General features: G+C 75.2%; 22 protein-coding genes and 1 riboswitch. Of the genes, 10 read left to right on the forward strand and 12 right to left on the reverse strand.

Annotation, left to right across the window (positions count from 1 at the left end; all coding sequences use genetic code 11):
* A partial coding sequence (locus GCU56_RS00005) for a hypothetical protein (RefSeq protein WP_163479459.1) occupies window positions 1-190 on the reverse strand: 190 nt, incomplete at its 3' end.
* Between the two features lie 243 nt (window positions 191-433).
* On the opposite strand from GCU56_RS00005, the gene GCU56_RS00010 reads away from it, so the two are divergent.
* The gene (locus GCU56_RS00010; protein ID WP_163479460.1) at window positions 434-1,108 is read left to right on the forward strand and encodes a response regulator; all 675 of its coding nucleotides are present in this window, start codon (window positions 434-436) and stop codon (window positions 1,106-1,108) included.
* Between the two features lie 54 nt (window positions 1,109-1,162).
* On the opposite strand, the gene GCU56_RS00015 is transcribed toward GCU56_RS00010, so the two are convergent.
* From GCU56_RS00015 to GCU56_RS00040, 6 genes are all read right to left on the reverse strand, one after another.
* Window positions 1,163-2,884 (reverse strand): GAF domain-containing sensor histidine kinase, encoded by a 1,722-nt coding sequence (locus tag GCU56_RS00015; RefSeq protein ID WP_163479461.1) that lies wholly within the window; start codon window positions 2,882-2,884, stop codon window positions 1,163-1,165.
* A gap of 94 nt (window positions 2,885-2,978) precedes the next feature.
* Window positions 2,979-3,419 carry a pyridoxamine 5'-phosphate oxidase family protein gene (locus GCU56_RS00020; protein ID WP_163479462.1) on the reverse strand — a complete coding sequence of 147 codons (441 nt, stop codon included), beginning with the start codon at window positions 3,417-3,419 and terminating at the stop codon, window positions 2,979-2,981.
* A gap of 98 nt (window positions 3,420-3,517) precedes the next feature.
* Complete coding sequence (locus tag GCU56_RS00025) at window positions 3,518-4,276, reverse strand: phosphatase PAP2 family protein (protein ID WP_163479463.1); 759 nt, start codon at window positions 4,274-4,276, stop codon at window positions 3,518-3,520.
* Window positions 4,273-6,678, reverse strand: coding sequence for a phosphatase PAP2 family protein (locus GCU56_RS00030; RefSeq protein ID WP_163479464.1), 2,406 nt, complete (start codon window positions 6,676-6,678; stop codon window positions 4,273-4,275). Before GCU56_RS00030 ends, GCU56_RS00025 begins: the two co-directional genes overlap by 4 nt.
* Before the next feature lie 83 nt (window positions 6,679-6,761).
* The gene (locus GCU56_RS00035) at window positions 6,762-6,986 is read right to left on the reverse strand and encodes a hypothetical protein (protein WP_163479465.1); all 225 of its coding nucleotides are present in this window, start codon (window positions 6,984-6,986) and stop codon (window positions 6,762-6,764) included.
* A 31-nt stretch (window positions 6,987-7,017) separates the two neighbouring features.
* The gene (locus GCU56_RS00040; protein WP_163479466.1) at window positions 7,018-7,614 is read right to left on the reverse strand and encodes an Rv1733c family protein; all 597 of its coding nucleotides are present in this window, start codon (window positions 7,612-7,614) and stop codon (window positions 7,018-7,020) included.
* Window positions 7,615-7,899: 285 nt separating this feature from the next.
* Here GCU56_RS00040 and GCU56_RS00045 point away from each other — a divergent pair, with 285 nt between their 5' ends.
* The 3 genes from GCU56_RS00045 to GCU56_RS00055 all read left to right on the forward strand — a co-directional run bounded on the left by GCU56_RS00045 (window position 7,900) and on the right by GCU56_RS00055 (window position 11,963).
* Entirely contained in the window at window positions 7,900-9,483 is a 1,584-nt protein-coding gene (locus GCU56_RS00045; protein WP_163479467.1) for a DUF4389 domain-containing protein, read from the forward strand.
* Between the two features lie 114 nt (window positions 9,484-9,597).
* Entirely contained in the window at window positions 9,598-10,332 is a 735-nt protein-coding gene (locus GCU56_RS00050; RefSeq protein WP_163479468.1) for a GAF and ANTAR domain-containing protein, read from the forward strand.
* Window positions 10,333-10,508: 176 nt separating this feature from the next.
* Window positions 10,509-11,963 carry an FAD-binding oxidoreductase gene (locus GCU56_RS00055; protein WP_163479469.1) on the forward strand — a complete coding sequence of 485 codons (1,455 nt, stop codon included), beginning with the start codon at window positions 10,509-10,511 and terminating at the stop codon, window positions 11,961-11,963.
* A gap of 126 nt (window positions 11,964-12,089) precedes the next feature.
* Here GCU56_RS00055 and GCU56_RS00060 read toward each other — a convergent pair whose 3' ends face one another.
* Entirely contained in the window at window positions 12,090-13,580 is a 1,491-nt protein-coding gene (locus GCU56_RS00060; protein WP_163479470.1) for a SulP family inorganic anion transporter, read from the reverse strand.
* 245 nt (window positions 13,581-13,825) lie between these two features.
* Between GCU56_RS00060 and pgi the strand changes: the two genes are divergently transcribed.
* Window positions 13,826-15,457, forward strand: coding sequence for a glucose-6-phosphate isomerase (pgi, locus tag GCU56_RS00065; protein ID WP_163479471.1), 1,632 nt, complete (start codon window positions 13,826-13,828; stop codon window positions 15,455-15,457).
* Between the two features lie 13 nt (window positions 15,458-15,470).
* Here the strand turns inward: pgi and GCU56_RS00070 are convergent, their stop codons facing one another.
* Window positions 15,471-17,084: a peptide chain release factor 3 gene (locus tag GCU56_RS00070; RefSeq protein ID WP_163479472.1), complete on the reverse strand. Its 1,614-nt coding sequence runs from the start codon at window positions 17,082-17,084 to the stop codon at window positions 15,471-15,473.
* 261 nt (window positions 17,085-17,345) lie between these two features.
* On the opposite strand from GCU56_RS00070, the gene GCU56_RS00075 reads away from it, so the two are divergent.
* The 5 genes from GCU56_RS00075 to GCU56_RS00095 all read left to right on the forward strand — a co-directional run bounded on the left by GCU56_RS00075 (window position 17,346) and on the right by GCU56_RS00095 (window position 21,788).
* Complete coding sequence (locus GCU56_RS00075; protein ID WP_163479473.1) at window positions 17,346-17,540, forward strand: hypothetical protein; 195 nt, start codon at window positions 17,346-17,348, stop codon at window positions 17,538-17,540.
* Between the two features lie 469 nt (window positions 17,541-18,009).
* Window positions 18,010-18,765 carry a glycerophosphodiester phosphodiesterase gene (locus tag GCU56_RS00080; protein ID WP_163479474.1) on the forward strand — a complete coding sequence of 252 codons (756 nt, stop codon included), beginning with the start codon at window positions 18,010-18,012 and terminating at the stop codon, window positions 18,763-18,765.
* A gap of 154 nt (window positions 18,766-18,919) precedes the next feature.
* Window positions 18,920-19,462 carry a hypothetical protein gene (locus GCU56_RS00085; protein ID WP_163479475.1) on the forward strand — a complete coding sequence of 181 codons (543 nt, stop codon included), beginning with the start codon at window positions 18,920-18,922 and terminating at the stop codon, window positions 19,460-19,462.
* Window positions 19,463-19,633: 171 nt separating this feature from the next.
* Window positions 19,634-20,569, forward strand: coding sequence for a PDR/VanB family oxidoreductase (locus GCU56_RS00090; protein WP_345771541.1), 936 nt, complete (start codon window positions 19,634-19,636; stop codon window positions 20,567-20,569).
* 10 nt (window positions 20,570-20,579) lie between these two features.
* Entirely contained in the window at window positions 20,580-21,788 is a 1,209-nt protein-coding gene (locus GCU56_RS00095) for a cytochrome P450 (RefSeq protein ID WP_345771542.1), read from the forward strand.
* Window positions 21,789-21,801: 13 nt separating this feature from the next.
* On the opposite strand, the gene GCU56_RS00100 is transcribed toward GCU56_RS00095, so the two are convergent.
* The 3 genes from GCU56_RS00100 to GCU56_RS00110 form a co-directional block, all read right to left on the reverse strand.
* Window positions 21,802-22,116, reverse strand: a complete 315-nt coding sequence (locus tag GCU56_RS00100; RefSeq protein WP_163479476.1) for an SMR family transporter — start codon at window positions 22,114-22,116, stop codon at window positions 21,802-21,804.
* 11 nt (window positions 22,117-22,127) lie between these two features.
* A riboswitch (guanidine-III (ykkC-III) riboswitch) is annotated at window positions 22,128-22,192 on the reverse strand.
* Between the two features lie 47 nt (window positions 22,193-22,239).
* Window positions 22,240-22,803 (reverse strand): TVP38/TMEM64 family protein, encoded by a 564-nt coding sequence (locus GCU56_RS00105; protein ID WP_345771543.1) that lies wholly within the window; start codon window positions 22,801-22,803, stop codon window positions 22,240-22,242.
* A gap of 8 nt (window positions 22,804-22,811) precedes the next feature.
* Window positions 22,812-24,497, reverse strand: a complete 1,686-nt coding sequence (locus GCU56_RS00110; protein WP_163479477.1) for a ribonuclease J — start codon at window positions 24,495-24,497, stop codon at window positions 22,812-22,814.
* Window positions 24,498-24,532: the final 35 nt, after the last annotated feature.

Here is a 24,532-nt window from a genome sequence, read left to right on the forward strand (position 1 = left end):
CCCGGTACGCCGCGATCATCGCCTCCAACCGGGCCAGCCGCCCCAACTCCAGCGCCTTCTCCGCCGGCGTCCGCGACGCAGGCGGCAACACCTCCGACAACCGCGCCGGACGCTCCCACTCCGCCAACTGCGAGGGCACCACGAGATCAGCGACCGTCAACCCGACGCCGAACCCGCCACCGATGAACACACCCCGAACCTATGGAGCAGGTACGACAGTTCCCGGCGCTCTGACCAGCGGGCATGCCGGTACGGGTGCGCGATCGGCCGGCCGCACCTCCGGGCGTCGACACCGGAGGCCGGATGCCGCCGCGGGGGCAGGTCTCGTCGGTCACACCGGGACCTTCGACTCTGCGCGCGCGCAGCGCACGGCCCCCTAGCCTGGGCCGGATGCGTGGCGGCTGCCGGGCCGCACGGGCGGGGGAGGTGGCTGGTGGGCGCAGGCGAGCAGGCCCCGGTGCGGGTGTTCCTCCTCGACGACCACGAGGTCGTGCGGCGGGGCGTGGCCGACGTCCTGGAGAGCGACCCCGGGATCACCGTGGTCGGGGAGGCGAAGAACGCCTCGGAGGCCCTCGCCCGCGTCCCGGCCCTCCAGCCCGACGTCGCCGTCCTCGACGTCCGCCTCCCGGACGGGGACGGCGTCTCGGTCTGCCGCGAGCTGCGGTCGAAGATGCCCGAGCTCAAGGTCATCATGCTGACCAGCTACAGCGACGACGAGGCCCTCTTCGAGGCGATCATGGCCGGGGCGTCCGGCTACCTGCTCAAGCAGATCTTCGGCCACGACCTGGTCAGCGGCGTCCGTGCGGTGGCCGCCGGCGGTTCCCTGCTCGACCCCACCGCCACCACCGCGGTGCTCGACCGGCTGCGGCGGGCGGCCGAGCCGGCCGGGCCGCTGGCCAAGCTCAGCGAGCAGGAGCGCACGGTGCTCGAGCTGATCGGGGAGGGCCTGACCAACCGGCAGATCGGGGAGCGCATGTTCCTGGCGGAGAAGACGGTCAAGAACTACGTCTCCCACCTGCTGGCCAAGCTGGGCCTGGAACGCCGCACGCAGGCCGCGGTCCTCGCCACCGAGCTGCGGGGCACCCCGCCGGCCCCCCGGCAGACCTGACCGGCCCTCCCGCAGGTCCGCCGGGGGACGACGGGCGGGCGACGGCGTCCCCGGTCAGCGCAGCGGCGCCCACCAGCGCAACCGCGTCCCCCCGTCCGGGAGCGCCGCCACCTGCGCCCCACCACCACGCCGGCGGGCGCGGTCCTCGAGGTTGCGCAGCCCGCTGCGGGCGACCCGCGGGTCGATCCCGCGGCCGTCGTCGGTGACCTCCAGGACGACGTCGTCGGCGACGTCCAGGGTGACCATCAGGTGGGACGCGCCGGAGTGCCGGGCGGCGTTGCTGACCGCTTCGCGGGTCACGGCCTCGAGGTCGGCGGCCAGGTCGCCGGTGACCAGGCTGTCCACGGCGCCGGACATCCGCACCGTGGGGTGCATGGTGCGGCCGGCGGTCTCGGTGACGATGTCGAGCACCCGCCGGCGCAGGCTGGTGCTGCGGTCGGTGTCCTCGGTGGTGTGCAGGTCGAAGATCGTCGTCCGGATGTCGCGGACGGTCTGGTCCAGCTGCAGGACCACCTCGTGGATCCGGCGCTGCGCCTCCTCGTCGGCGACGCGGGGGAGGACCGACTGCAGGCTCAGCCCGGCGGCGAAGACCCGCTGGATGACGTGGTCGTGCAGGTCCTGGGCGATGCGGTCGCGGTCCTCGTAGACGTCCAGCCGGCGCGCCACCCGCTGCTGGGCGGCCATGTCCAGGGCGGCGGCGATCTGGTCGGCGAAGGAGCTCATCAACGGAGGCAGGTCGGCGGAGAAACCGGGGCCTCCGGCGGTGCGGGCGGCGATCAGCACCGCCTCCTCGCTGTGCGTCCCCCGGAGCCGGACCCCGATGCAGGGACCCCAGGTGCGCCGGCTGCCCGGGCCCTCGAAGCTCGTCCCCGAGCAGTCCAGCACGACCGCCGACTCCGCGCTCGCCACCGCGTCGAGGACGGGGTCGGTCGCCGCGGACAGCCGCCGCCCGGTCGCGTCGCTCGTGCCCTCTCCGGCCCGCGCCCGGACGGTGTAGCGGCCGTCGCGGACGTCGGGCCCGACGAGCAGCCAGGTGGCGTCGGCACCGGTGAGCCGGCCCACCCGGTCGACGACCAGTTCGAAGGCGTCGTCCACGTCGGAGGAGCTGAGCAGGCAGGCACGGACGTCGGAGACCGCCGACATCCACCGGCGGCGCGCCTCGCCCTCCTCGTAGAGGCGGGCGTTGTCGATCGCGATGCCGGCCGCACCGGCCAGCGCGGTGAGCACCGCCTCGTCCTCGGCGGTGAACTCCCCGTGCCGCTTCTCGGTGATGTAGAGGTTTCCGTAGACGTCGCCGCGGACCAGGACGGGCACCCCGAGGAAGGCGTGCATCTCGGGGTGGTGCGGCGGGAAGCCCACCGACGAGGGGTGCCGGCTCAGGTCCGGGATGCGCAACGGGCGTGGCTCGGTGATCAGCTGACCCAGCACGCCCTTGCCCTCGGGGAGGGAGCCCATCCGGGTCGCCCGTTCGTCGTCCACCCCGACGTGGATGAACGCGGCCAGGCCGCCTCCGGCGGCCAGCACACCGAGCGCGCCGTACCGGGCGTCGACCAGGTCGACCGCGGCCTGCACGATCCGCCGCAGGGTCGTCTCCAGGTCCAGCCCGGCGGACACGCTCAGGAACGCGTCGAGCAGGTGCTGCACGCGGGTCCGGCTGCGGGTGGTGGTCGCCGGCCGGTCCTGGAGCTCGTCCAGGAGCTGGGCGAGCCGCGTCGCGGCCGCCGGTGCCTCGGCACGCCCGGCACCGTGCGGGCGGTCCTGCGGAGTCGGCGGCATGGCGGGGCGTCCTTTCCGGCACCCGAGCGTTCCACGGACGGTTCCGGAGCGGAAGCGGTCGGTCGACATCGACGGGGCCGCCCGGGTGCCGCGGTCAGGACACCGGCCGGGCGACCGGCTCCTCCGGCACCGCCCGCCAGCCGCGGATCAGCCCGATGGCCACGCTGATGTAGCGGCGGTCCGGACAGCTCGGCCGGTGGGGCCAGGGCAGGGCGTCGAGGGTGGCCACCTCGTCGGCGTCGATGACCGACCGGGAGGGGCCGATGACGGTGACCGTCCAGCCGCTGTGCACGTCGGCGTCGAACGAGTCGGCCTCGAACGCCACGACCGCACCGCGGGTGCCGTCGACGAGGTGGCTCCCCGGCCGGGACGGGATGATCACCTGGTCCCCGTGCAGGCGGAACGGGACCGGCGCGATCGCCGGCAGCGCGTCACGGGTGTACCCGAGTCGGCCGATCCCGACGGTGCCCAGGAGTTCGTGGCAGTCGTCGGCACCGAGGACCACGACCGACCGGCCCTGTTCGGTGGGGAGCACGCTGACTCCTCTCCGGCGCCCGGGCGCGGCGGCGCGGACGGACGCCGCCCTGCACGCTCCGGCTCGGTCCCACTCTCGGTCGGCCCCGGCCTCCCGGCTCAGGGGAGAACGTCCCGACCACGGCGTCCGGTCGTCCCGGCCGCACCGGGGACGCCGGCGCCGGGCCCGCGGTCCTGGACACCCGCACCGGGTCCGCGGTCCGGCACGCCGACGAGCAGGTCGAGGGCCGCGCCGATGGCGATGCCGATCATGGCCCCGCCCACCACGTCCAGCGGCGCGTGGGCGCCGAGGTAGACCCGCGCCACCGAGTTCAGCACGGCCACCACCACGAGCACGGCCAGCCAGCGCCGGCGCACGTAGGGGGCCAGGAGGACGACGATGCCCGCGGCGATCACCGCGTGCCCCGAGGGATAGGCGACCCCGGCCGAGGGGACGTCGCGCAGCACCGCGTCCGGGATGGTGCTGCCCGGCCGCTGCCGCTGCACCAGGCCCTTGACCAGCTCGCCGTGCACCAGCAGCTTCAGCGGCACCAGCGCGACCAGTGCGACCGCGAGCCGCCATCGGCGCAGGAGGAGGGCGGCGAGCGCCACCAGCAGCGGCATGCCCAGCACGCCGACCAGCTGGAACACCCACAGCGGGTCTCGCAGGGCGTCTGGCCAGCCGTTGACGGCGGCGAACACCGCCCGTTCGGCCGCCCCGACCTCACCGGACGAGACCGCCCACGACACGAGGACGGTGCCGGCGACGGCGGCCACCAGGACCACCAGGTCGCCGGTCCGGCGCCGGACGGCCACCCCGGTCCGCGGCCTCCGCAGCGCGGCGGCCGGACCAGCTCCCGGCGGCGGGACGGCGGTCATGCGCCGAAGCGGTGCTCGAACCGGGCGGTCAGCAGGGAGCCGATCGCCGCCGGCACCCAGAAGGTCAGCAGCCGGAAGACCAGTGCGGCGGCGCAGGCGCTGGCCAGCGGTGCACCGAGCGCGGTCAGCGCCAGCACGAGGGCCACCTCCGCGGCGCCGGGCGCGGAGGTGGCCGGCAGCACCGACCACAGCAGGTGCAGCCCGGCGTAGACGGTGGCGGTGGCCAGCAGCGGCACCGAGGCGCCGACGGCGTGCATCGCGGCGGCGAGCGCGGACCCCTCGAGGCCGACGGCGAGCATCGTCCAGCCCAGCTGCCCACCGCGGCGCCAGGGGTCGCCCTCCCCGCGGCGCATCCGGACCAGCTCCTCGCGCAGGGTGCGGGTCACGTGTCGTCGCGAGCCCGTCCCGGTGTCGTGCCGACGGGCCAGCCACTGGCCGGCCAGCACGAGGGCCCAGGCGGCCAGGCCGAGCGCGACGGCCGGTACCAGCGCCTCGGGCGCCTCCCAGTCACCGAGCCGGTCCTCGACCAGCGCCATGACCAGCGTCCCGGCCGCGACGAGCACCGCGGCGACGATCGCGCCGGCGACGAACCGGTCGATCGACCGCCGGGCGGCCGCCGGCTGCACCCCGGCGCGCTCGACGAAGCGGGCCGCCGACCGGCGCCAGCCCGCGCTGCCGTGCAGCAGCGACGCCGCCTCGGCCACCATGGACGCGCCGTAGGTCCGGCCGACGGCCAGCCGCCGCTCGACGGTCATCAGCGCCGCGGCGGCGTTGGCCCCGCGCGCGACGACGGCCAGGGCGAGGGCGGCGCCCAGCCAGCGCCAGCCGCCGCGCTCGACCGAGTCCAGGAACGCGGTGGCGCCGGCCAGGAGTGGCACCCCGACGAGGACCAGCGCCGCTCCACCGGCCACCGCCAGCCGCGCGCCGATGCCGGGCGGGCCGAACTCGGGGCGGCGCGGGTCGGGCAGGCCCAGCGTGCGGCGCACTGCCACCCGCAGCGGGTGCAGCCGGGCGCGGCCGTCGCGGACCTCGCTCCGGGTGGCCGAGGAGAGGCTCAGCGGCGCCAGGCCGGGGAGGGCCGCGGCGACGGCGTCCGGGCCGAGGACCGCCACGGCGGTGTCGGCGACCAGTTCGGGGTCGGTGCGCAGCGCGAGGGAGGCCATGAGCTCGGCGACGTCCCCGGCCATCGCGTCGTCCCCCGCGCCGGTGAGGGCGTTGCCGAAGTCGACGATCGACGGACGGCCGTCGTCGTCGACGAGGACGCTCGAGGCGACCAGGTCGTGGTGCGCCACGCGCGCGGCGTGCAGCAGGCGGACCTGCTCCCACACCCGGCCCAGCAGCTCGGGGGTCAGTTCGTCGGCGGGCAGCTCGTCGAGCCCCCGCCCGGGCAGGTGCTCCTGCACGACGACGGCACCGCGGTCGCTGCCGCGGGCCAGGAACACCCGGGCGACACGGACCCCGCGCTCGCGCGCGATCATCGCCGCCACCGCCTCGTGCTCGGCCTGCTGGCCCAGCGGCGCGACGGCGTCGGCGTCCTTGATGTCGCGCACTGCCAGCAGCCGCCACAACCGGAAGAGCCAGTCCCGCTCGGAGCGGTCGGGCTCGAGGAACTTCACGTACAGCCGTCGGCCGCGCTCGTCGACGCCCTCGAACGGGTGCGAGCTGCGCGCCCGGACGTCGGCCGGGCGCAGGTCGCGGACCGGCAGGCCGTAGCGCTCGAGCAGCTGCCCGACCCGGGCGGGGGACACCTCGCGGCGGGGCACGCCGAGCAGCCAGTGCACCAGCGAGCCGATCGCCCAGCCGACGCCCAGGCCGCCGACGACGTCCAGCGGGAGGTGCGCGCCGACGTAGACGCGGGCCAGCGCCACCGTCCAGGCCAGCGCCCAGGCCACCCGGCGGGCCCGGCGGGACAGGTAGGGGACGGCGGCGGTGGCCAGGGCCGCGGCCACCGCCGAGTGCCCGGAGATGAAGCCCAGCCCGCCGACGGGGCCCTCGGGGAAGTTGACCGCGACGGCGAAGCCCCCGGGGCGCTCGCGCTGGACGACGCTCTTGACCAGGTCGGCGGCGAAGTAGGCGAGCACGCCGGCCAGCAGCATGTCGCGCGCCATCCGGAGACGCCGGGTCAGCGCGGCGACCGCGGCCACGACCGGGACGGCGACCACGTTGCCCAGCTGCATGACCAGCCAGACGATCGGGAAGACGCTCTGCGGCAGGTCGTTGACCAGCTGGAAGACGTCGCGCTCGAACGCCGACAGCTCACCGCGCTGGGCGACGAGGAAACCCAGCCCGAGGACGGCGAGCCCCAGCACCACGCGCACCAGGTCGACCGGGTGCCGGTGCACCGGCCGGCGGCCGGCCCGCGAGGGCTCCGGCGGCGTGACGGCCGGGCCGGCAGGAGTCATGACACCCGAGGTCATACCGCGAGTCCACACCCGGCCCAGCGCGCCCCAGCAGGGTCTTCCGACCCGGGCCGGAGTGCCCGGGGTCACCGGGAGGAGCCCACCCGCCCCCAGCGGTACCAGGCCAGCGGGCCGATCCAGTTGACGCCGATGACCGCAGCCCACACGCCCTTGCGGCCGTGGACCTGGTCGGGGCGGCGGTGCGCGAGGTCCCACCAGGCGCGGGCGGCCAGCAGCCACTGGACCACTCCCACACCGAGCAGGACGGCGCGTTGCCGCCCGCTCAGGTCACTCCACCGGCGCAGGGCCATGACGCGGCTCCTCTCCTCGCGACCGTGCCCGTCACGGGACGCGGCGGGTCCAGGTCGGTTCCACGGCCGCCCAGCCCCGGGTCCACTCGCGGTCCCGGTGTCGGTCGAGCAGCCAGCACACGGCGGCGTGCCCGCCACCGGCGGCGGCCAGCGCACCGAACCACCCGACGGTGGCCAGCACCACCGCGCTCAGTGTGGCCTGCCGCCCGGACATCGGCGGGTCGACGGACCGGCCGTCCGCGGTCACCCAGATCTCCACGACGTCCCCGGGCCGCGTGCCGGCCGGCCCGCGCACGTCCCCCTCCACCTCCGTGCCGTCGGGTGCGGTCCACCGGGCGGCGACGACGGCGCGGGCCGCGGCGCCGGTGCCGTAGGAGGCGGACGCGTCCTCGGTCGCGACCGCCTGGGTGGGCGAGCGCTCGCCGGCCTCCCGTTCGGCGGTGGCCAGCAGGTCGCCGCGGACGACGGTGCCGACGGTGAGCGCGACCGGGACCGAGAGCAGCACGACCAGGAGCAGCAGCACCCGCGAGGCGACCTGCACCCGGTCGGATCCGCGCCTGAGCGGACCGCGCCCCAGCGTGAACCGCCGGGTCATGCTCCGGGCGGGGCCCGGCACGTCGCTGGCCACGGTCGCCGTCCTCGTCTCAGCCGGTCCGCGCCCCGTCGCGCGCTCCTCGCCGCCAGCCTGCCCGCTCGGGGCGCGTCCGCGGAGGGGCGCAGGTCCCGGGTGCGCCGCCGGAGGGCCCGCCGTCCGTGCCGGGGCCCGGGTCCCCCCCGGGCAGGGACCTCTGGCCCGCAGCGGCGTGGACGGAGGTCGGTGTCCCCGGCCGCGCACCGCTCGGAGGCTGGGACCACCCCGACGGCGGCCGGCGCGACCGCGCGGCCCACGCGGGCGAGGTGAGGACGAGACGTCGTGACCGATCAGCCCACGCCCTACCCGGTCCGGGTGGACGCGTCGTTGGACGCGCCGCTGTCGCGCTGGTTGTGGCTGGTGAAGTGGATCCTGCTCCTCCCGCACTACGTCGTCCTGGCGGTCCTGTGGGTCGTCTTCGTGGTGCTCACCGTGGTGGCGTGGTTCGCCATCCTGGTGACCGGCCGCTACCCGCGGGCGCTGTTCGACGTCAACCTCGGCGTGCTGCGCTGGAGCTGGCGGGTGCACTACTACGGCTACGGCGCGCTGGGCACCGACCGCTACCCGCCGTTCACCCTCGCCGACGTGCCGGACTACCCGGCGCGCCTGGACGTCCCCCATCCGGAGCGGCTCTCCCGCGGGCTGGTGCTGGTGAAGTCCTGGCTGCTGGCGCTGCCGCACCTGCTGATCGTGGGGCTCTTCGTCGGCGGCGGGCTCTGGGCGGGCACCTCCGCGGCCACGGAGGACGGCGCGTGGGACAACGGGTGGGGCGCCGGTGGGCTCGTCGCCCTGCTGGTGCTCATCGCCGGGATCGTGCTGCTGTTCTCCGGCCGCTATCCCCACCCCGTCTACGACTTCGTGCTCGGCATGGACCGCTGGGTGCTGCGGGTCGCCGCCTACGTGGCGCTGATGACCGACCGCTATCCGCCGTTCCGGCTCGACCTGGGCGGCGCCGACCCCGCGCCCTCCCCGTCCGGCCCGATCGCCCCCGCACCGGCGGGCGGGCAGGTCGCGTCGTGGGGCACGCCGGCCCCGCCGCCCCAGCGCTGGGGTGCCGGCCGGGTGGTCGCGCTGGTGGTCGGTGCCCTGCTGCTGATCACGTCCACGGGGCTGCTCGTCGGCGGTGGCGCGCTGGCGTGGGCCGACACCACGCAGCGCGAGGACGGCTACCTGTCGACCCCGACCGACGACCTGTCCACCGACGGGTACGCGCTGGCCGTCGAGGACATCAGCCTGGACACCGTCGGCGACGAGTGGGTCATCGACGAGGTCCTCGGCGACGCCCGTCTGCAGGCGACCGCGGCCGACCCGTCGGACTCGGTGTTCATCGGCGTCGCCCCCGCGGCCGACGCCGCCCGCTACCTCGACGGCGTGGCCTACCGGGAGATCGACGACCTCGGCCCGGACGGCGGCCTCGACGAGGGCCGCGACGACCCCGGCGGCGCGCCCGCCGGTGCGCCCGGTGACGAGGACTTCTGGGTGGCGCAGGCCGAGGGATCCGGTACCCAGGTGCTGGAGTGGCGGCCGGCCGACGGCGACTGGACGGCCGTGGTGATGCGGTCCGACGCCGCCGGGGGCGTGGACGTCGACGCCCGGGCCGGGGTGACCGCGCCCGGTCTGCCGTGGCTGTGGGGCGGCCTCCTGGTCGCCGGCGGGATCCTGCTCGTCGTGGGCGCCCTGCTGGTGGGTCTCGCCGTCCGCCCGGCACGGTCCGGGCCGGCCCCCGCGGTGCCGGCGCAGCCGGTCCCGCCGCCGGCGCCGTCGGCGGGACCCCCGGCCTGGCCGCCGGCGCCGCGCAGCGCGCCGGAGACCGACCAGCCGATCGGCACCCCCGCGCCGGGGGTCGGGCGACCGCCGGAGGGGTGACCGGGGCCGGCCGTCGCGCGCGAAGCACTGTTGCGCACGCCCCGGCAGCGGCACGGTGGCAGCCGCCGTCCCGCAGTGACCGGGTGGCCGGCTCCAGCAGATCGAGGTCTTCCCATGGTGGTCTCCGACGGCGGCCTGGCCCGGGACGCCCAGGCGGCGTTCGCGGAACTGAGCCGGGTCCTGCTCGCCCGCCGGCCCCTGACCGCGATCCTCGGCCAGGTGGCCCGGCTGGCGAGGGACACCCTGCCGATGACGGGGGAGGCATCGGTGACCGTCGTCCAGGCCGGCGGCCTGGCCACCGTCGGGGGCACCGGGCCCCTGGCCGCGACGCTCGACCAGCGGCAGCACGACGCCGGGCTCGGGCCCTGCCTGGACGCGGCGCTGGCCGGTGACACCGTCCGGATCGACGACACGGCCGCCGAGACGCGGTACCGCGACTTCGCCTCGGTCGCGGTCGGCCACGGTGTCCGGGGCGTGCTCTCGGTGGGGCTGGTGGCGGGCCCGCGCTCCGTCGGCTCCCTCAACCTGTACCGGACCGGTGGCGGCCCGTTCGACGCGGCCGCCACCGGGCTGGCGCGGGCGTTCGCCGGCTACGCCGCCGGCGCGGTGGTCACCGCGGCCGCGTACGCCCGGTCGGCGGAGACGTCGCGGCACCTGCGCCTGGCGATGCAGTCCCGGGCGGTGATCGAGCAGGCCAAGGGGATCCTCGTCGCCCGGTCCCAGTGCTCACCGGAGGAGGCCTTCGACCGGCTGGCCGCGGAGTCGCAGCGCACCAACCGCAAGCTGCGCGAGATCGCCGCCGACCTGGTGGCCACCGCGCAGGTACGGGTGCGGCCGGGACCCGGCTGACGTGCGTCCAGCCAGGGACCGTGCCCCCACCGTCACCACGCGCCGGGACGCGCCCGACCGGCGTCCCGCGGCGGTCGGACAGGGGTGTGGGGCCCGGGCCGCGGGTGCCAGAGTGCCCGTGCTCCCAGCCGGGCAGTTCCCCGGGGAGCGCACGTCTCCTGGCCGAGGGGGCCGACATGCCACTGGACTCCACCGTCCTCGCCCGCTTCCTGGACGACTACCGGGGGGAGTTGGTCCGCCCCGGTGACGAGGGCTTCGCCAGGGCTCGCCAGGAGGCGGTCTGGAACGCCGACGTCACCCGGCAGCCGGCGCTGATCGCGCGGCCGGCGTCCGCCGCGGAGGTCGCCGCGGCGCTGGTCGGCGCCCGCTCGGCGGGCCTGGACCTGACGGTGCGCGGAGGAGGGCACAGCATCCCCGGCAGCTCCGTCGCCGAGGACGCCGTGATGATCGACCTGTCGCGGCTCGCCGGTGTGCACGTCGACCCCGCCACGCGGCGGGCGACCGTGGGCGGCGGGGCCGCGTGGGCCGCGGTCGACGCCGCCACCGCGGCCCACGGGCTGGCCGTCGTGGGTGGCACCGTCAGCCACACCGGCGTCGCGGGGCTGACCCTCGGCGGCGGCATGGGCTGGCTCACCCACCGGCAGGGCCTCACCTGCGACAACCTCGTCCAGGCCACCGTCGTGACGGCCGAGGGCCGGGTGGTGCGGGCCTCGGAGGAGGAGCACCCGGACCTCTTCTGGGGGCTCCGCGGCGCGGGAGCCAACTTCGGCGTGGTCACCGAGTTCGTGTTCGCCCTCCACGAGACCGATCCGATGGCCACCCTGGGCATGTTCTTCTGGGCGGCCGAGGACGCCCGCGAGCCGCTGCGCGCCGTCCGCGAGTACCTCGGCGGGCTGCCGACGCACCTGGGTGCCCTGGTGGCGGGGATGTCGATCCCAGCCGCACCGTTCCTCCCCGCGGAGCACCACGGCCGACCGGCGTTCGGGGCGATGGTCGCCGGCTGGGACGGCCCCGCCGGGCACGCGGCGGCGATCGCGCCACTGCGCGACCTGCACCCGACGGTCGAGTTCGTCACGCCGATCCCGTACACGGCGTTGCAGCAGATGCTCGACGCGTCCTCCCCGTGGGGCGTGCACGCCTACGAGAAGGGACTCGACCTCGAGGACCTGCCCGACGGCGCGATCGACGTGCTGATCGACTGGCTGCCGCGCAAGACCGCGCCGGACTCGTTCATCCCCGTCCTGCCGCTCGGCGGCCGGTTCGCCGAGGTCCCCGACGACGCCACGGCGTTCGGGGGGAGCCGGTCCTGCCGGTGGTCGATGTCGTTCGTCGCCCAGGCCGCCGACGCCGGCACCCTCGCCGCCGATCGGGAGTGGGTGCGGGGTGCCTGGCAGGCGCTGCGCCCGTTCACCGGGAGCGACCGGGCCTACGTCAACTTCCTCGGAGAGCCGGACGACGCCCGGGTGCGCGCCACGTACGGCGAGGAGAAGTACCGCCGGCTGGCCGCGCTCAAGGCTGAGTGGGACCCGGAGAACGTCTTCCGGCACAACGCGAACATCCCGCCGGCTCCGCGGGACCTGCCGACACCCCGGACCTCGGCGGCCGCGGCCGTCGCCGAGCCGGCTCCCTGAACCGGGCCGGCCGGCGGCCGGGTCAGCCCCGCCCGGGTCAGCCGGGCTGCTCGCGCAGTGCCCGCAGCCGGTCGGTCAGGGCGGCGTCGGCCGGGTCATAGGGGAGCTCCGCCAGCGGGGCCGGCATCAGTGCGCCCCGTTCAGCTGACCGGTGTGCCGCTCGAAGCGGGCCGTGGAGTGCTCGTCCAGACCGACGATCTCCACCCGCTTCCCGCGGGTCGCGTACTTGTGGGTGATGGCGTCCAGTGCCGCCACCGTGGAGGCGTCCCACACCTGGGCGTTCGACAGGTCGATGACGACGTCGCCGGGGTCGGCGGCGTACTCGAACTGCGTGTACAGGTCGTTGCTGGAGGCGAAGAACAGGGCCCCGTCGACCGTGTAGCGCGCCGTGCCGTCGGCCTCGACGACGCGGCCGACGTCGACGAGGTGCGCGATCCGCTGGGCGAACAGCACGCAGGCCACGAGCACGCCGACGCCGACCCCGATGGCCAGGTTGTGCGTGACGAGCGTGACCACGACGGTCGACAGCATCACCGCCGTCTCGCTCTTGGGCATGCGGTGGATGGTCCGCAGGCTGTGCCAGTCGAAGGTCGCGATGGACACGAAGACCATCACGGCGACCAGCGCGGCCATCGGGATGACGCTGACGACGTCGCCGAGGGCCACCACGAGCACCAGCAGGAACACGCCGGCGAGGAACGTCGAGAGCCGGGTCCGGGCGCCCGCGGACTTCACGTTGATCATGGTCTGGCCGATCATGGCGCAGCCCCCCATGCCGCCGGTGAAGCCGGTGACGATGTTGGCCACGCCCTGACCCCAGGACTCGCGGGTCTTGTCGGAGTGGGTGTCGGTGATGTCGTCGACCAGCTTCGCCGTCATCAGCGACTCCATCAGCCCGACGAAGGCGATGCCGAGGGCGTAGGGCGCGATGATCCGCAGCGTCTCGAGGGTGAACGGCACGTCGGGCAGGACGAGGAACGGCAGGCTGTCGGGCAGCTCGCCCTCGCCCCCGACGTCCGGCAGGTCCAGCCCGGTGGCCACCACCAGCGCCGTCAGCACGATGATCGCCACCAGCGGAGCGGGGACGACGGTCGTCAGCCGGGGCAGCAGGAAGATGATCGCCAGCCCGGCGGCCACCATCGGGTAGACCAGCCATGGGACGCCGACCAGCTGGGGGAGCTGCGCGGAGCAGATCAGGATGGCCAGCGCGTTGACGAAGCCGACCATGACGCTGCGTGGGACGAACCGCATCAGCCGCGCGACCCCGACAGCGGCCAGCAGGATCTGGAGGGCCCCGCCCAGGACCACCGCGGCGAACAGGTGGTCCAGGCCGTACTCGGCGACCAGCGGGGCGATCACCAGGGCGATCGCGCCGGTCGCGGCGCTGATCATGGCGGGGCGGCCGCCGGTGAAGGCGATGACCACCGCCATCGTGAACGAGGCGAACAGGCCGACCCGCGGGTCGACGCCGGCCAGGATCGAGAAGCTGATCGCCTCGGGGATGAGCGCGAGGGCCACGACGAGGCCGGCCAGCACCTCGGTGCGCGCCACCGCGGGCGACAGCCAGGCAGGGCGGCGCAGCCGGGGCCGGGCGAGGGCAGGAACGGGTGCGGGCATGTCACCGTCTCGATCGGCGCGCCGTCGGGCGCGGGGGTGCGGCACCGGCGCCAGGACAGGGGGGAGCGCCGGAGCACCCGTGACGGGCGGGGGCGGTGTCTCCGTGACAGTCTGCGCGAACTCGACCCTCACGTGCGGGTCGGGTCCTGAGCCGTTCGTCACCGTGGCCCAGACGGCGGGACGGGGTTTGTGCAGGTCGTGCCGCGCGTACCAGGCTGACGGAGAGCCCGAGCGCTGGAGGAAGCATGGACGTCACCGCGACGCCGGAGTGGGCCGCACTGGCCGAGCACCACGAGGCGCTCCGGGACCGCAGCCTGCGGGACCTGTTCGCCGAGGACCCCGACCGGGGACGGCGACTCACCACCCGCGCGGCCGACCTGTACCTGGACTGGTCCAAGCACCGGGTCACCGACGAGACCGTGCGCCTGCTCCTCGCGCTGGCGGAGCGGGTGGGGTTGCGCGAGCGGATCGACGCGATGTTCCGCGGCGAGCACGTCAACGCCACCGAGGACCGCGCCGTCCTGCACGTGGCCCTGCGGGCGCCGGCCGGCCGGCCGCTCGTGGTCGACGGGCAGGACGTGGCCGCCGACGTCCACGCGGTGCTCGGCCGGATGCGGTCCTTCGCCGAGCGGGTCCGCTCGGGGGAGTGGCGCGGGCACACCGGGCAGCGGATCCGCGCCGTGGTGAACATCGGCATCGGCGGCTCCGACCTCGGGCCCGCCATGGCCTACCAGGCGCTGCGCGCCTACAGCGACCGGGGGATCACCGCCCGCTTCGTCTCCAACATCGACCCGACCGACTTCGCCGAGGCCACCCGCGACCTGGATCCGGCCGAGACGCTGTTCGTCGTCTGCTCCAAGACGTTCACGACGCTGGAGACGCTCACCAACGCCACGCAGGCCCGGGACTGGCTGCTGACCGGGCTGGACGGTGACCAGGCGGCGGTCGCCTGTCACTTCGTGGCCGTGTCGACCAACACCGAGGCGGTGCGGGACTTCGGCATCGACCCCGAGAACATGTTCGAGTTCTGGGACTGGGTGGGTGGCCGGTACTCGTTCACCTCGGCGATCGGCCTGTCGTTGATGGTGGCGATCGGGCCGGAGGCCTACGACGAGATGCTGGCCGGCTTCTCCGCCGTCGACGAGCACTTCCGGACGGCGCCGTTCGAGGCGAACCTGCCGGTCCTGCAGGGCCTGCTCAACGTCTGGTACACCGACTTCTCCGGCGCCCAGAGCCACGCCGTGCTGCCCTACAGCCAGTACCTGTCCCGGCTGCCGGCCTACCTGCAGCAGCTGACCATGGAGAGCAACGGCAAGTCGGTGCGCTGGGACGGGCAGCCGGTGACGACGGCGACCGGCGAGGTCTGGTGGGGCGAGCCGGGCACGAACGGGCAGCACGCGTTCCACCAGCTGCTGCACCAGGGGACGACGCTGGTGCCGGCCGACTTCATCGGGTTCGGCGAGCCCGTGCACGACATCGGCGAGATGCACGACCTGCTGATGGCGAACATGTTCGCGCAGGCCGCGGCGCTCGCGTTCGGCAAGACGGCCGAGGAGGTGGCCGCCGACGGCACGCCGGCCGAGCTGGTGCCGCACAAGGTGATGCCCGGCAACCGCCCGTCGTCGACGATCCTCGCGCCGCGGCTGACCCCGGGCACGCTGGGCCAGCTCGTCGCCTTCTACGAGCACACGGTCTTCACCCAGGGCGTGGTCTGGCAGATCGACAGCTTCGACCAGTGGGGCGTGGAGCTGGGCAAGGTCATGGCGCGCGAGCTGGCGCCGGCGCTGACCTCCGCCGAGGCGCCCGAGCTGGACCAGGACCCGTCCACCACCGCCCTGGTGGAGGAGTACCGCCGGCTGCGCGGCCGACCCGTCTGAGGGCTCGATGGGGTCAGCCGAGGTCGGCGGCCACCATCGGGATCAGGGTGAGGTGCGGCTTGTTCTGCACGAGCACGCCGAGGGACCACTTGTCGGTGAACAGAGCCAGCAGCTCGCCGTCGGGACGCCGCATCACCTCGGCGCCCCGGGCGGAGGACAGCTCGCCCGCCGACGCCGCGTCGGTGATCCGGGCCAGCCGGTAGGGCAGCGGCTCCAGGGAGATCCGGGCGCCGAACTCGTGCTCCATCCGGTGGCTGGCCACCTCGAACTGCATCGGCCCGACGACGGCGAACACGGGGGCGCCGTCCCCGCGCCGGTCGGAGACCAGCACCTGCACGACGCCCTCGCCGGCCAGGGTGTCGATGCCCTTGCGGAACTGCTTGTACTTGCTGGTGTCGGCGGCCCGCGCGATGGCGAAGTGCTCCGGGGCGAAGGTGGTCACCGGGGGGTAGGTGACCGGCTGGTCGGCGTAGAGGGTGTCGCCGACGCCGAGCGCGGCGGCGTTGACCAGGCCGACGACGTCCCCGGGATAGGCGGTCTCGATCGTCTCCCGCTCGCGGCCGAAGACCTGCTGGGCGTACTTGGTGGCGAACGGCCGGCCGGTGCTCGCGTTGGTCACCACCATGCCGCGCTCGAAGACGCCCGAGCAGACCCGGATGTAGGCCAGGCGGTCGCGGTGGCCGGTGTCCATCCCGGCCTGCACCTTGAAGACGAAGGCGCTGAACGGCGCGTCGAGCGGGTGCGGACTGCCCTGGTCGTCGGGCCGGGCGGTGGGTGCCGGCGCCAGGTCGACGAGGACGTCGAGCAACTGGCCGACGCCGAAGTTGGAGACGGCGGAGGCGAAGAGCACCGGCGTGGTGGCCCCGGCGAGGAACAGCTCCTGGTCGTGCTCGGCCCCGGTCTCGGTGAGCAGCTCGGACTCCTCCGTCGCCTGCACCCAGGCGTCCCCCTCACGAGCGGCGGCCGCCTCGGCCGGGAACACCTCCTCGGGGGCGACGGTGGCGCCACCGGCGGTGCGGGTGAAGTGCCGGTAGCTGCCGTCTCGCCGGTCCAGCACGCCGCGGAAGTCCCCGGCCAGCCCGACCGGCCAGGTCAGCGGCGTCGGGGTCAGCCCGGTGCGCTCGGCGACCTCGTCCATGAGCTCCAGGGCGGCCTTGCCCGGCCGGTCCCACTTGTTGACCACGGTGATCACCGGGATGCCGCGGTGCTTGCAGACGGCGAACAGCTTCATCGTCTGCGCCTCGAGACCCTTGGCGGCGTCGATCAGCATGACGGCGGCGTCCACCGCGGTCAGCACCCGGTAGGTGTCCTCGGAGAAGTCGGCGTGACCGGGGGTGTCGAGCAGGTTGACGACGGCGTCGCGGTAGGCGAACTGCAGCGCCGCGGACGTGATCGAGATGCCGCGGGCCTTCTCCATGTCCATCCAGTCCGACACCGTGCTGCGCCGGCCGGCCTTGCCGTGCACGGCACCGGCCTGGCCGATCACCCGGGCGTGCAGCGCGAGGGCCTCGGTCAGGGTCGACTTCCCGGCGTCGGGGTGGCTGATCACCGCGAAGGTCCGCCGCCGGACCGCCTCGCCGACGACGACTCGGCCGGCGGACGTGGTGGAACCGGCGGGTGCGCTCACGGACGGACTCCATCTGGCAGGTCACGGACACGCTGGACGACGCCGACCCCGCGGTCGAGGACCACGGGGTCGGCGTCGTGGGTGTCCGGAGGACGGGGGATCGACTGCGGAGGGCCGCCCCGGGGGGCGCCGCTCCGCTGCGTACCGATTCTACGCGCCGGCGGCCGTGGACGAGCGGCTCCCCGAGTTCCGCGGTCGTGGAGGGGGTAGTCGTGCCGCATCGGCCACCGGTGGTGGGGCTGCGACGACGGAGGACGGGCGATGACGGCGAGAGACGACGACCCCGGGGGACGGGCGCGGAGCGGAGCGGAACCGGGGACGGCGGGCGAGGCGGTCCCGCCCGATCCGCCGGTCGGCCCCGGCGTGCCCACCCGCCAGGACACCGACGTGCCCGACCCGGAGACGCCGACGGCGGGCACCCCCGACGACCCCCACGACCCGCCGGTCGGGGGCTGAGCCGGCGCACCACCCTCCCGAACCCGCTGACCCACCGGCCCGGCTCGCGGCCGCCTGGGGTGGGACCGCCTGACTGCGGCCGACCTGGTGCGAGTCGCGGTCACCGAGACGTCCGGCAGCTCTCGCCTTCACCGGTGGTCGGGCCAGGTCCCGGCTCACCCGGAGCCTGACCTGCGGCTGCCCGTGGCCTGGCTCGACGACGAGGACGTCAGCGCCGAGCTCGCACGCATCGGGCGCAACCGCGCCCCGCGACGCTGCCCGGGAGGCCGACCTGGTCCTGCGGCTGGCCGAGCTGCGCCCCGACACCGACGACCCGCACGAGGGCACCCCGGGAGCCCGCAGCCGCACCCGAGGCCGGGGCGGGTGGCCGGCCGCCGTCGGCGCCGCGGCGCGGACCCTTCACGGGGCCGACACCCGCGCCTCGTGTCGGCGTCACGGCCCCGCCCACCGGCGCCGAGAGCGTGCGGCCATGCGCGTCATCGGCCATCGCGGCACCCCCACCTGCCCCCTCCACCCCGAGAACACCGTGGCCGCCGTCCGGGCCGCACTCGAGGCCGGCGCCGACGGTGTCGAGGTCGACGTCCAGGCCACCGCGGACGGCGTGCTCGTCCTCTCCCACGACCGGGACCTGGGCCGGGTCCTCGGCACCGGCGCCGGCACCGGGCCCGTCGTCGCGCGGACGCCGTCGGTCACGCTGGGTGCCCTGGACCTGCCGAACGGCACCGCCGTCCCGACGCTGACCGAGGTGCTCGACCTGGCGGCCGCCAGCGGTGCCCACGTGCTGACCGAGGTGAAGCCGGAGGCCGGGGGGCGCGACGCCCGGCGCACCGCCGGACTGCTGGCCGCCCTGCTCGCCGGTCGGCGCCGGCGCCGCCCCGGCGCCGACCGCGTGACCACCACGTCGTTCGACCTGGTCACCGCGGCGTCGCTGGCCGGGTACGGCACCGTCTCCGGAGCGCTCATCGTCCCCGCGCACCAGGACCCGGAGCGCAGCGCGCTGCGGGCCCGGGCCCGCGGCCTGACCGACGTCCACCTCTCGCCCGTCCACGTCCGGCGCGACCCCGGCGTGGTGCCGCGCATCCGCGCCCTCGGCCTGCTGGTCGGGGTCGGCGTGCTCGACGACCCGGCGGAGGCGGCCGGCCTCGCCGACCGGGACGTCCACCTGGTGTGCACCGACGACCCGGCCGGGATGGTCCGGGCGCTGGCACCCGCGCCGGTGGGCTGAGCGCCGGGCCGCCGGGGCGGCTGCGCGACCTCCTCCGCGGCAGGAGGGGTGGAGCGGTGGACGGCGGGTACTCCGGGACCCCGAGCGGCCGGTCCCCCGGCCCCGTCCCGCCGCCCCGGCGCCGGGACACGGCTTCCCAGACCCAGGAGTCCTCATGGCACGCAACACCCTCTCCCGATCCCTGCACGACGTCGGCCTGGCCGCCTGGTTCGGCGGCACGCTCGCCAACGCGGTGGCGCTCAACCCGGCGTCCGCCGAGGCCGGCAGCGCCGGGCGCACCGGTGCGGTCGCGAACGAGGGCTGGAACCGGTGGACGCCGGTCAACGCCGTCGCCATCGGGGCCCACCTCGTCGGCAGCGTCGGCCAGCTGCGCGCCCACCGGCGCCGGGTGGCCCAGCAGCAGGGCGTCGCGGGCATGTCCGTGGCCAAGACCGTGCTGACGGCCGCGGCGCTCGGCGTCACCGCCTACAGCCGGCTGCTCGGCCAGACCGTCAACCAGGGTGGGGCGGTGCCCTCGAAGAAGGCCACCAAGCCCACCCGGCGCACCAAGGCCGAGATCGCCGCCGCGCAGGAGCAGCTGGACCGCCTGCAGTGGGTGGTGCCCGCCATCACCGGCGCGCTGGTGGCGCTGAGCTCCTACGCCGGGGAGCAGCAGCGGCCGTCGGAGGTCGCGCGGGGCGTCGCCCAGCGGGCGTGACGGCGGGCCTCCATCGCACTCTCACTGGATGAGAGACGGTTGGGCCAGGATGTGGCGGGCGCCGCATCCTGGCCACACCGCGAGAGGGAGGTACCAGTGACCGACGCCGGGACCCTGCTGGCCCCACCTGGAACCGCCCCGGCCCTGCCGGGCCGGGGAGCGGGTGGCCCCGTGGCCACCCTGCAGGTGGTCGACAAGTCCACCGTCGCCGAGGACGTCGTCACCCTGACGCTGGCCGACCCCGACGGACGGCGGCTGCCCGACTGGACGCCCGGCGCGCACATCGACCTCGTGCTGCCCACCGGCGACACCCGCCAGTACTCGCTGTGCGGCGACCGCTTCGACTCCCGCACCTACCGGATCGGCGTCCTGCGCGAACCGGCCGGCCGCGGCGGGTCGGCCTTCGTGCACGACTCCCTGCAGCCGGGGGACACCGTCGGCGTCGGCGGGCCGCGCAACAACTTCCCCCTCGTGCCGAGCGAGCGGTACCTGTTCGTCGCCGGCGGCATCGGCATCACCCCGCTGCTGCCGATGGTCACCCAGGCCGCGATGCTGGGGGCCGACTGGCGGCTGCTCTACGGGGGCCGGCGCCGGGCCTCCATGGCCTTCCTCGACGAGCTGGCCCCGCACGGCGACCGGGTGCGGGTCATGCCCCAGGACGAGACCGGCCTGCTGGACCTCCCCGCCTTCCTGGGCGAGCCGGAGCCGGGCACGAAGGTCTACTGCTGCGGCCCCGGACCGCTGCTCGACGCCATGGGGCTGGCCTGCGTCGACTGGCCGCCCAGCGCCCTGCGCACCGAGCGGTTCGTCGCCGAGGAGCAGGCCGCGCCGGTGCGGACGGCGCCCTTCGAGGTGCAGCTGGCCCGCACGGGGACGACGGTCACCGTGCCGCTCGGGACGTCGGTGCTCGAGGCGGTCGGGTCGGCCGGCGTCGAGGTGCTGTCCTCCTGCCGCCAGGGCACCTGCGGCACCTGCGAGACCACCGTGCTGGACGGCGTTCCCGACCACCGCGACTCCATCCTCGACGACGCTGAGCGCGCCGCCGGGGACTGCATGTTCATCTGCGTCTCCCGCGCGGCGAGCGACCGTCTCGTCCTGGACCTCTGAGAGGGATCTCGTGACCGCAACCGCCGAGACCACCACCGGACTGCCCACCAGCGACGTGGACCCGTTCTCCCACGAGGTCCTCGAGGACCCCCTGCCGATGCACGAGCTGTTGCGCGAGGCCGGGCCGGTGGTCCACCTGTCGCGCTACGACGTGTTCGCCCTCGCCCGGTACGAGGAGGTCCGGGAGGCGCTGGTCGACTGGCAGCAGTTCGAGTCCGGTGCCGGCGTGGGGCTGTCCAACTTCCGCAAGGAGGAGCCCTGGCGCCCGCCGTCCCTGCTGCTCGAGGCCGACCCGCCCCTGCACGACGCGCCCCGGCGGGTGCTGACGAAGGTCCTCGGCCCGCGCGCGCTGCACCGGCTGCGCGAGGGCTGGGCCGCCGACGCCGAGGAGCTGGTCGACGCGGTGCTCGAGCAGGCCGAGTTCGACGCCGTCCCCGTGCTCACCGAGGCGTTCCCGCTGCGGGTCTTCCCCGATGCCGTCGGCATCGGCAAGGAGGGCAGGGAGCACCTGCTGCCCTACGGCAACCACGCGTTCAACGCCTTCGGCCCGCACAACGACCTGGTCGCGGCCGGCGCCCCACGGGTTCCCGAGCTGGGGGCCTGGGTGGGCGCCCAGTGCGCGCGGGAGGCGCTGACCGACGACGGTTTCGGCGCCGCGATCTGGGCCATGGCCGACCGCGGCGAGATTACCGAGGCGCAGGCGCCGCTGATCGTCCGGTCGCTGCTCACCGCCGGCGTGGACACCACCGTGCACGGGCTCTCGGCCGTCCTCTACGCCTTCGCCACCCACCCCGGCGAGTGGCAGCGGCTACGGGAGCAGCCGGGCCTCGCCCGGGTCGCCTTCGACGAGGCGGTCCGCTGGGAGTCGCCGGTGCAGACGTTCTTCCGCACCGCGACCACCGACGTCCGGATCGGGAACGCCGTCATCCCCGACGGCCACAAGATCCTCATGTTCCTGGCCGCGGCCAACCGGGACCCCCGCCGCTGGGCCGACCCGGACCGCTTCGACCTCACCCGGGACCCGTCGGGACACGTCGGGTTCGGCTTCGGCATCCACCAGTGCGCCGGCCAGCACGTGGCGCGGCTGGAGGCGGAGGCGCTGCTCACCGCGCTGGCCCGCCGGGTGGAGCGGATCGAGCTGACCGGCCCGACGAAGCGGCACCACAACAACACGCTGCGGGCGTGGGAGAGCATCCCGGTGCGGCTGGTCCCCGCCTGAGGGCGGGCCGGGCTCAGTGGGTGAGCTTGAGCCCGACGACGCAGCCCACGATGCCGGCCAGCAGCAGCACGCGGACCACCGACACCGGCTCCTCACCGGCCCACATGGCGTAGCCCGCGGTCAGGGCCGCGCCGATGCCCACCCACACGGCGTACGCCGTGCCGATCGGCAGCCCGCGCATCGCGAACGCGAGACCGGCCATGCTGGCGGCCAGCGCCACGCCGAACACGACGCTGGGCAGGAGGCGGGAGAGGCCCTCCGAGCGGCCGAGGGCGGTGGCCCAGACCGCTTCGAGGACACCGGACAGGACGAGCACGAGCCAGTACACGGGGATCTCCTGGGACGCCGTCTTGTCGCTGTCCGGGTACGGCGTGCTCGTCCGGGAGTCCGGGAGCGGACTCGCCTCCAGGGTGGCACGACCCGGGCCCGGCTGCCGGTGAGGTCGGTCTCCTCAGAACCAGGTGAGCACGGCGGCACCGATGCCGACGTGCAGCACCGAGCCGGGGACCACCCCGACCGCCGTGCCCAGCGCGTGCGGCAGCCACCGCACGCTGGACAGCCCGGCCGCGTAGCTCACCACCCAGAACGGCACCGGGCTGACCCGCGCGGTGAGGACGGCGAGGAAGCCGCGTCGCCGGAACAGCCGGTCCGCGCGGGCCAGCCGCGGGCCGGCCAGCCGGACGACCGCGTCCCGGCCCAGGTGCCGGCCGACCGCGAACCCGCCCATGCCGCCCAGCCACCCGGCGGCCACGGCGACCGCGAGCCCGGCCGGGAAGCCCGCGGCCGCGCCGAGCAGCACCGACAGCGCCGTCCGCGGCACCGGCGTCATGAGCGCACCGGCGACGCCGAGGACCACCGCCGCCCAGCCCAGCGGGCCGGCGTCGGCCAGCCAGCCGCGCAGCGCCGGGACGCCCGGGGTGTCCACGGTCAGGGCGAGGACGACGGCGGCGGCGACCAGCAGGCCGAGCAGCCCCAGCCGCAGCGCGACGGACGGCCGGGGGTCCTCCGTCGGCACCGGGGCTTTCAGGCGTCGATGACGATCGGGATGATCATCGGGCTGCGCCGGTAGGTCTTGTGCGCCCACGAGCCGACGGCGCGGGCGATGAGCTGCTCGAGCTGGGTCGCCCCGCCCACGCCCTCCTCCGCGGCCTTCGCCAGCGCCTTCTCCACCAGCGGGACGACGGCGTCGAAGGTCCGCTCGTCGTGGACGAAGCCGCGGGCCAGGAAGTCCGGGGGCTCGGCCAGCGTGCCGCTGTCGGCGTCGACGATGGCGACGACGGTGATGACCCCCTCCTGGGCGAGGTTCCGCCGGTCCTTGAGGTGCGCCTCGGTCGCGCCGCCGACGGTCATGCCGTCGACGTAGACGTTGCCGGCGGGCACCTTGCCGGTGATGGTGGCCCGGCCGTCGACCAGGTCGACGACGACGCCGTCCTCGGCCAGCACCACGCGCTCGGGGTCGACACCGGTCCGGATGGCCAGGTCGGCGTTGGCCTTCAGGTGCCGGACCTCGCCGTGCACGGGCATCACGTTGCGCGGCCGGACGATGTTGTAGCAGTAGACGAGCTCGCCGGCGCTGGCGTGGCCGGAGACGTGCACCTTGGCGTTGCCCTTGTGGACGACGTTCGCGCCCCAGCGGGTCAGCTCGTTGATCACCCGGTAGATCGCGTTCTCGTTGCCCGGGATGAGCGAGCTGGCCAGCAGCACCGTGTCCCCCTCGGTGATCCGGATGACGTGGTCCCGGTTGGCCATCCGCGACAGCGCGGCCATCGGCTCGCCTTGGGAGCCGGTGCACACCAGGCACACCTTGTCCGCGGGCAGCTTCTCGAGCACCTTCATGTCGACGACCAGGCCCGGCGGCACGTCCAGGTAGCCCAGGTCGCGGGCGATGCCCATGTTGCGGACCATCGACCGGCCGACGAAGGCGACCTTGCGACCGTGCGCGTGGGCGGTGTCCAGCACCTGCTGGATGCGGTGCACGTGGCTGGCGAAGCTCGAGACGATCACCCGCCGCGGGGCGGTGCGGAAGACCGTCTCGATGGCGGGCACCAGCTCGCCCTCGGACATGGTGAACCCGGGCACCTCGGCGTTGGTCGAGTCGGTGAGGAAGAGGTCCACGCCCTCCTCGCCGAGCCGGGCGAAACCGCGCAGGTCGGTGATCCGCCGGTCGAGGGGGAACTGGTCCATCTTGAAGTCACCGGTGTGCAGCACCAGGCCGGCGTCGGTGCGGACGGCGACGGCGAGCGCGTCGGGGATCGAGTGGTTGACGGCGAGGAACTCGCAGTCGAAGGGCCCGAACGCGACGTCGTCACCCTCGCGGACCTCGTGGGTGACCGGCTTGATCCGGTGCTCCCTGAGCTTGGCGTCGATGAACGCCAGCGTCAGCTTGGAGCCCACCAGCGGGATGTCACGCCGCTCGCGGAGCAGGTACGGGACGCCGCCGATGTGGTCCTCGTGGCCGTGCGTGAGCACGATCGCCTCGATGTCGTCGAGCCGGTCCCGGATGGAGGTGAAGTCGGGGAGGATCACGTCGATCCCGGGCTGGTGCTCCTCGGGGAACAGCACGCCGCAGTCGACGATCAGCAACTTCCCGGCGTGCTCGAAGACGGTCATGTTGCGGCCGATCTCCCCGAGACCGCCGAGGGCCGTCACGCGCAGTCCGCCGGAGGGCAGGGCCGGGGGGGTGCGGAGTTCGGGGTGCGCATGGCTCATGCCCTCACGCTACTGTCGCCCGCTGCGCGCCTCCG

It is taken from the genome of Geodermatophilus sabuli (assembly GCF_010686765.1).
In the GTDB taxonomy this organism is placed as follows: Bacteria; Actinomycetota; Actinomycetes; order Mycobacteriales; family Geodermatophilaceae; genus Geodermatophilus; species Geodermatophilus sabuli_A.

Excerpts from the sequence above, each read along its gene's own strand:
- GCU56_RS00055 (WP_163479469.1), top strand. The coding sequence starts at position 10,509 with ATGCCACTGGACTCCACCGTCCTCGCCCGCTTCCTGGACGACTACCGG.
- GCU56_RS00075 (WP_163479473.1), top strand. The coding sequence starts at position 17,346 with ATGACGGCGAGAGACGACGACCCCGGGGGACGGGCGCGGAGCGGAGCG.
- GCU56_RS00050 (WP_163479468.1), top strand. The coding sequence starts at position 9,598 with ATGGTGGTCTCCGACGGCGGCCTGGCCCGGGACGCCCAGGCGGCGTTC.
- pgi (WP_163479471.1), top strand. The coding sequence starts at position 13,826 with ATGGACGTCACCGCGACGCCGGAGTGGGCCGCACTGGCCGAGCACCAC.
- GCU56_RS00085 (WP_163479475.1), top strand. The coding sequence starts at position 18,920 with ATGGCACGCAACACCCTCTCCCGATCCCTGCACGACGTCGGCCTGGCC.
- GCU56_RS00035 (WP_163479465.1), bottom strand. The coding sequence starts at position 6,986 with ATGGCCCTGCGCCGGTGGAGTGACCTGAGCGGGCGGCAACGCGCCGTC.
- GCU56_RS00015 (WP_163479461.1), bottom strand. The coding sequence starts at position 2,884 with ATGCCGCCGACTCCGCAGGACCGCCCGCACGGTGCCGGGCGTGCCGAG.
- GCU56_RS00025 (WP_163479463.1), bottom strand. The coding sequence starts at position 4,276 with ATGACCGCCGTCCCGCCGCCGGGAGCTGGTCCGGCCGCCGCGCTGCGG.
- GCU56_RS00030 (WP_163479464.1), bottom strand. The coding sequence starts at position 6,678 with ATGACTCCTGCCGGCCCGGCCGTCACGCCGCCGGAGCCCTCGCGGGCC.
- GCU56_RS00110 (WP_163479477.1), bottom strand. The coding sequence starts at position 24,497 with ATGAGCCATGCGCACCCCGAACTCCGCACCCCCCCGGCCCTGCCCTCC.
- GCU56_RS00060 (WP_163479470.1), bottom strand. The coding sequence starts at position 13,580 with ATGCCCGCACCCGTTCCTGCCCTCGCCCGGCCCCGGCTGCGCCGCCCT.
- GCU56_RS00080 (WP_163479474.1), top strand. The coding sequence starts at position 18,010 with ATGCGCGTCATCGGCCATCGCGGCACCCCCACCTGCCCCCTCCACCCC.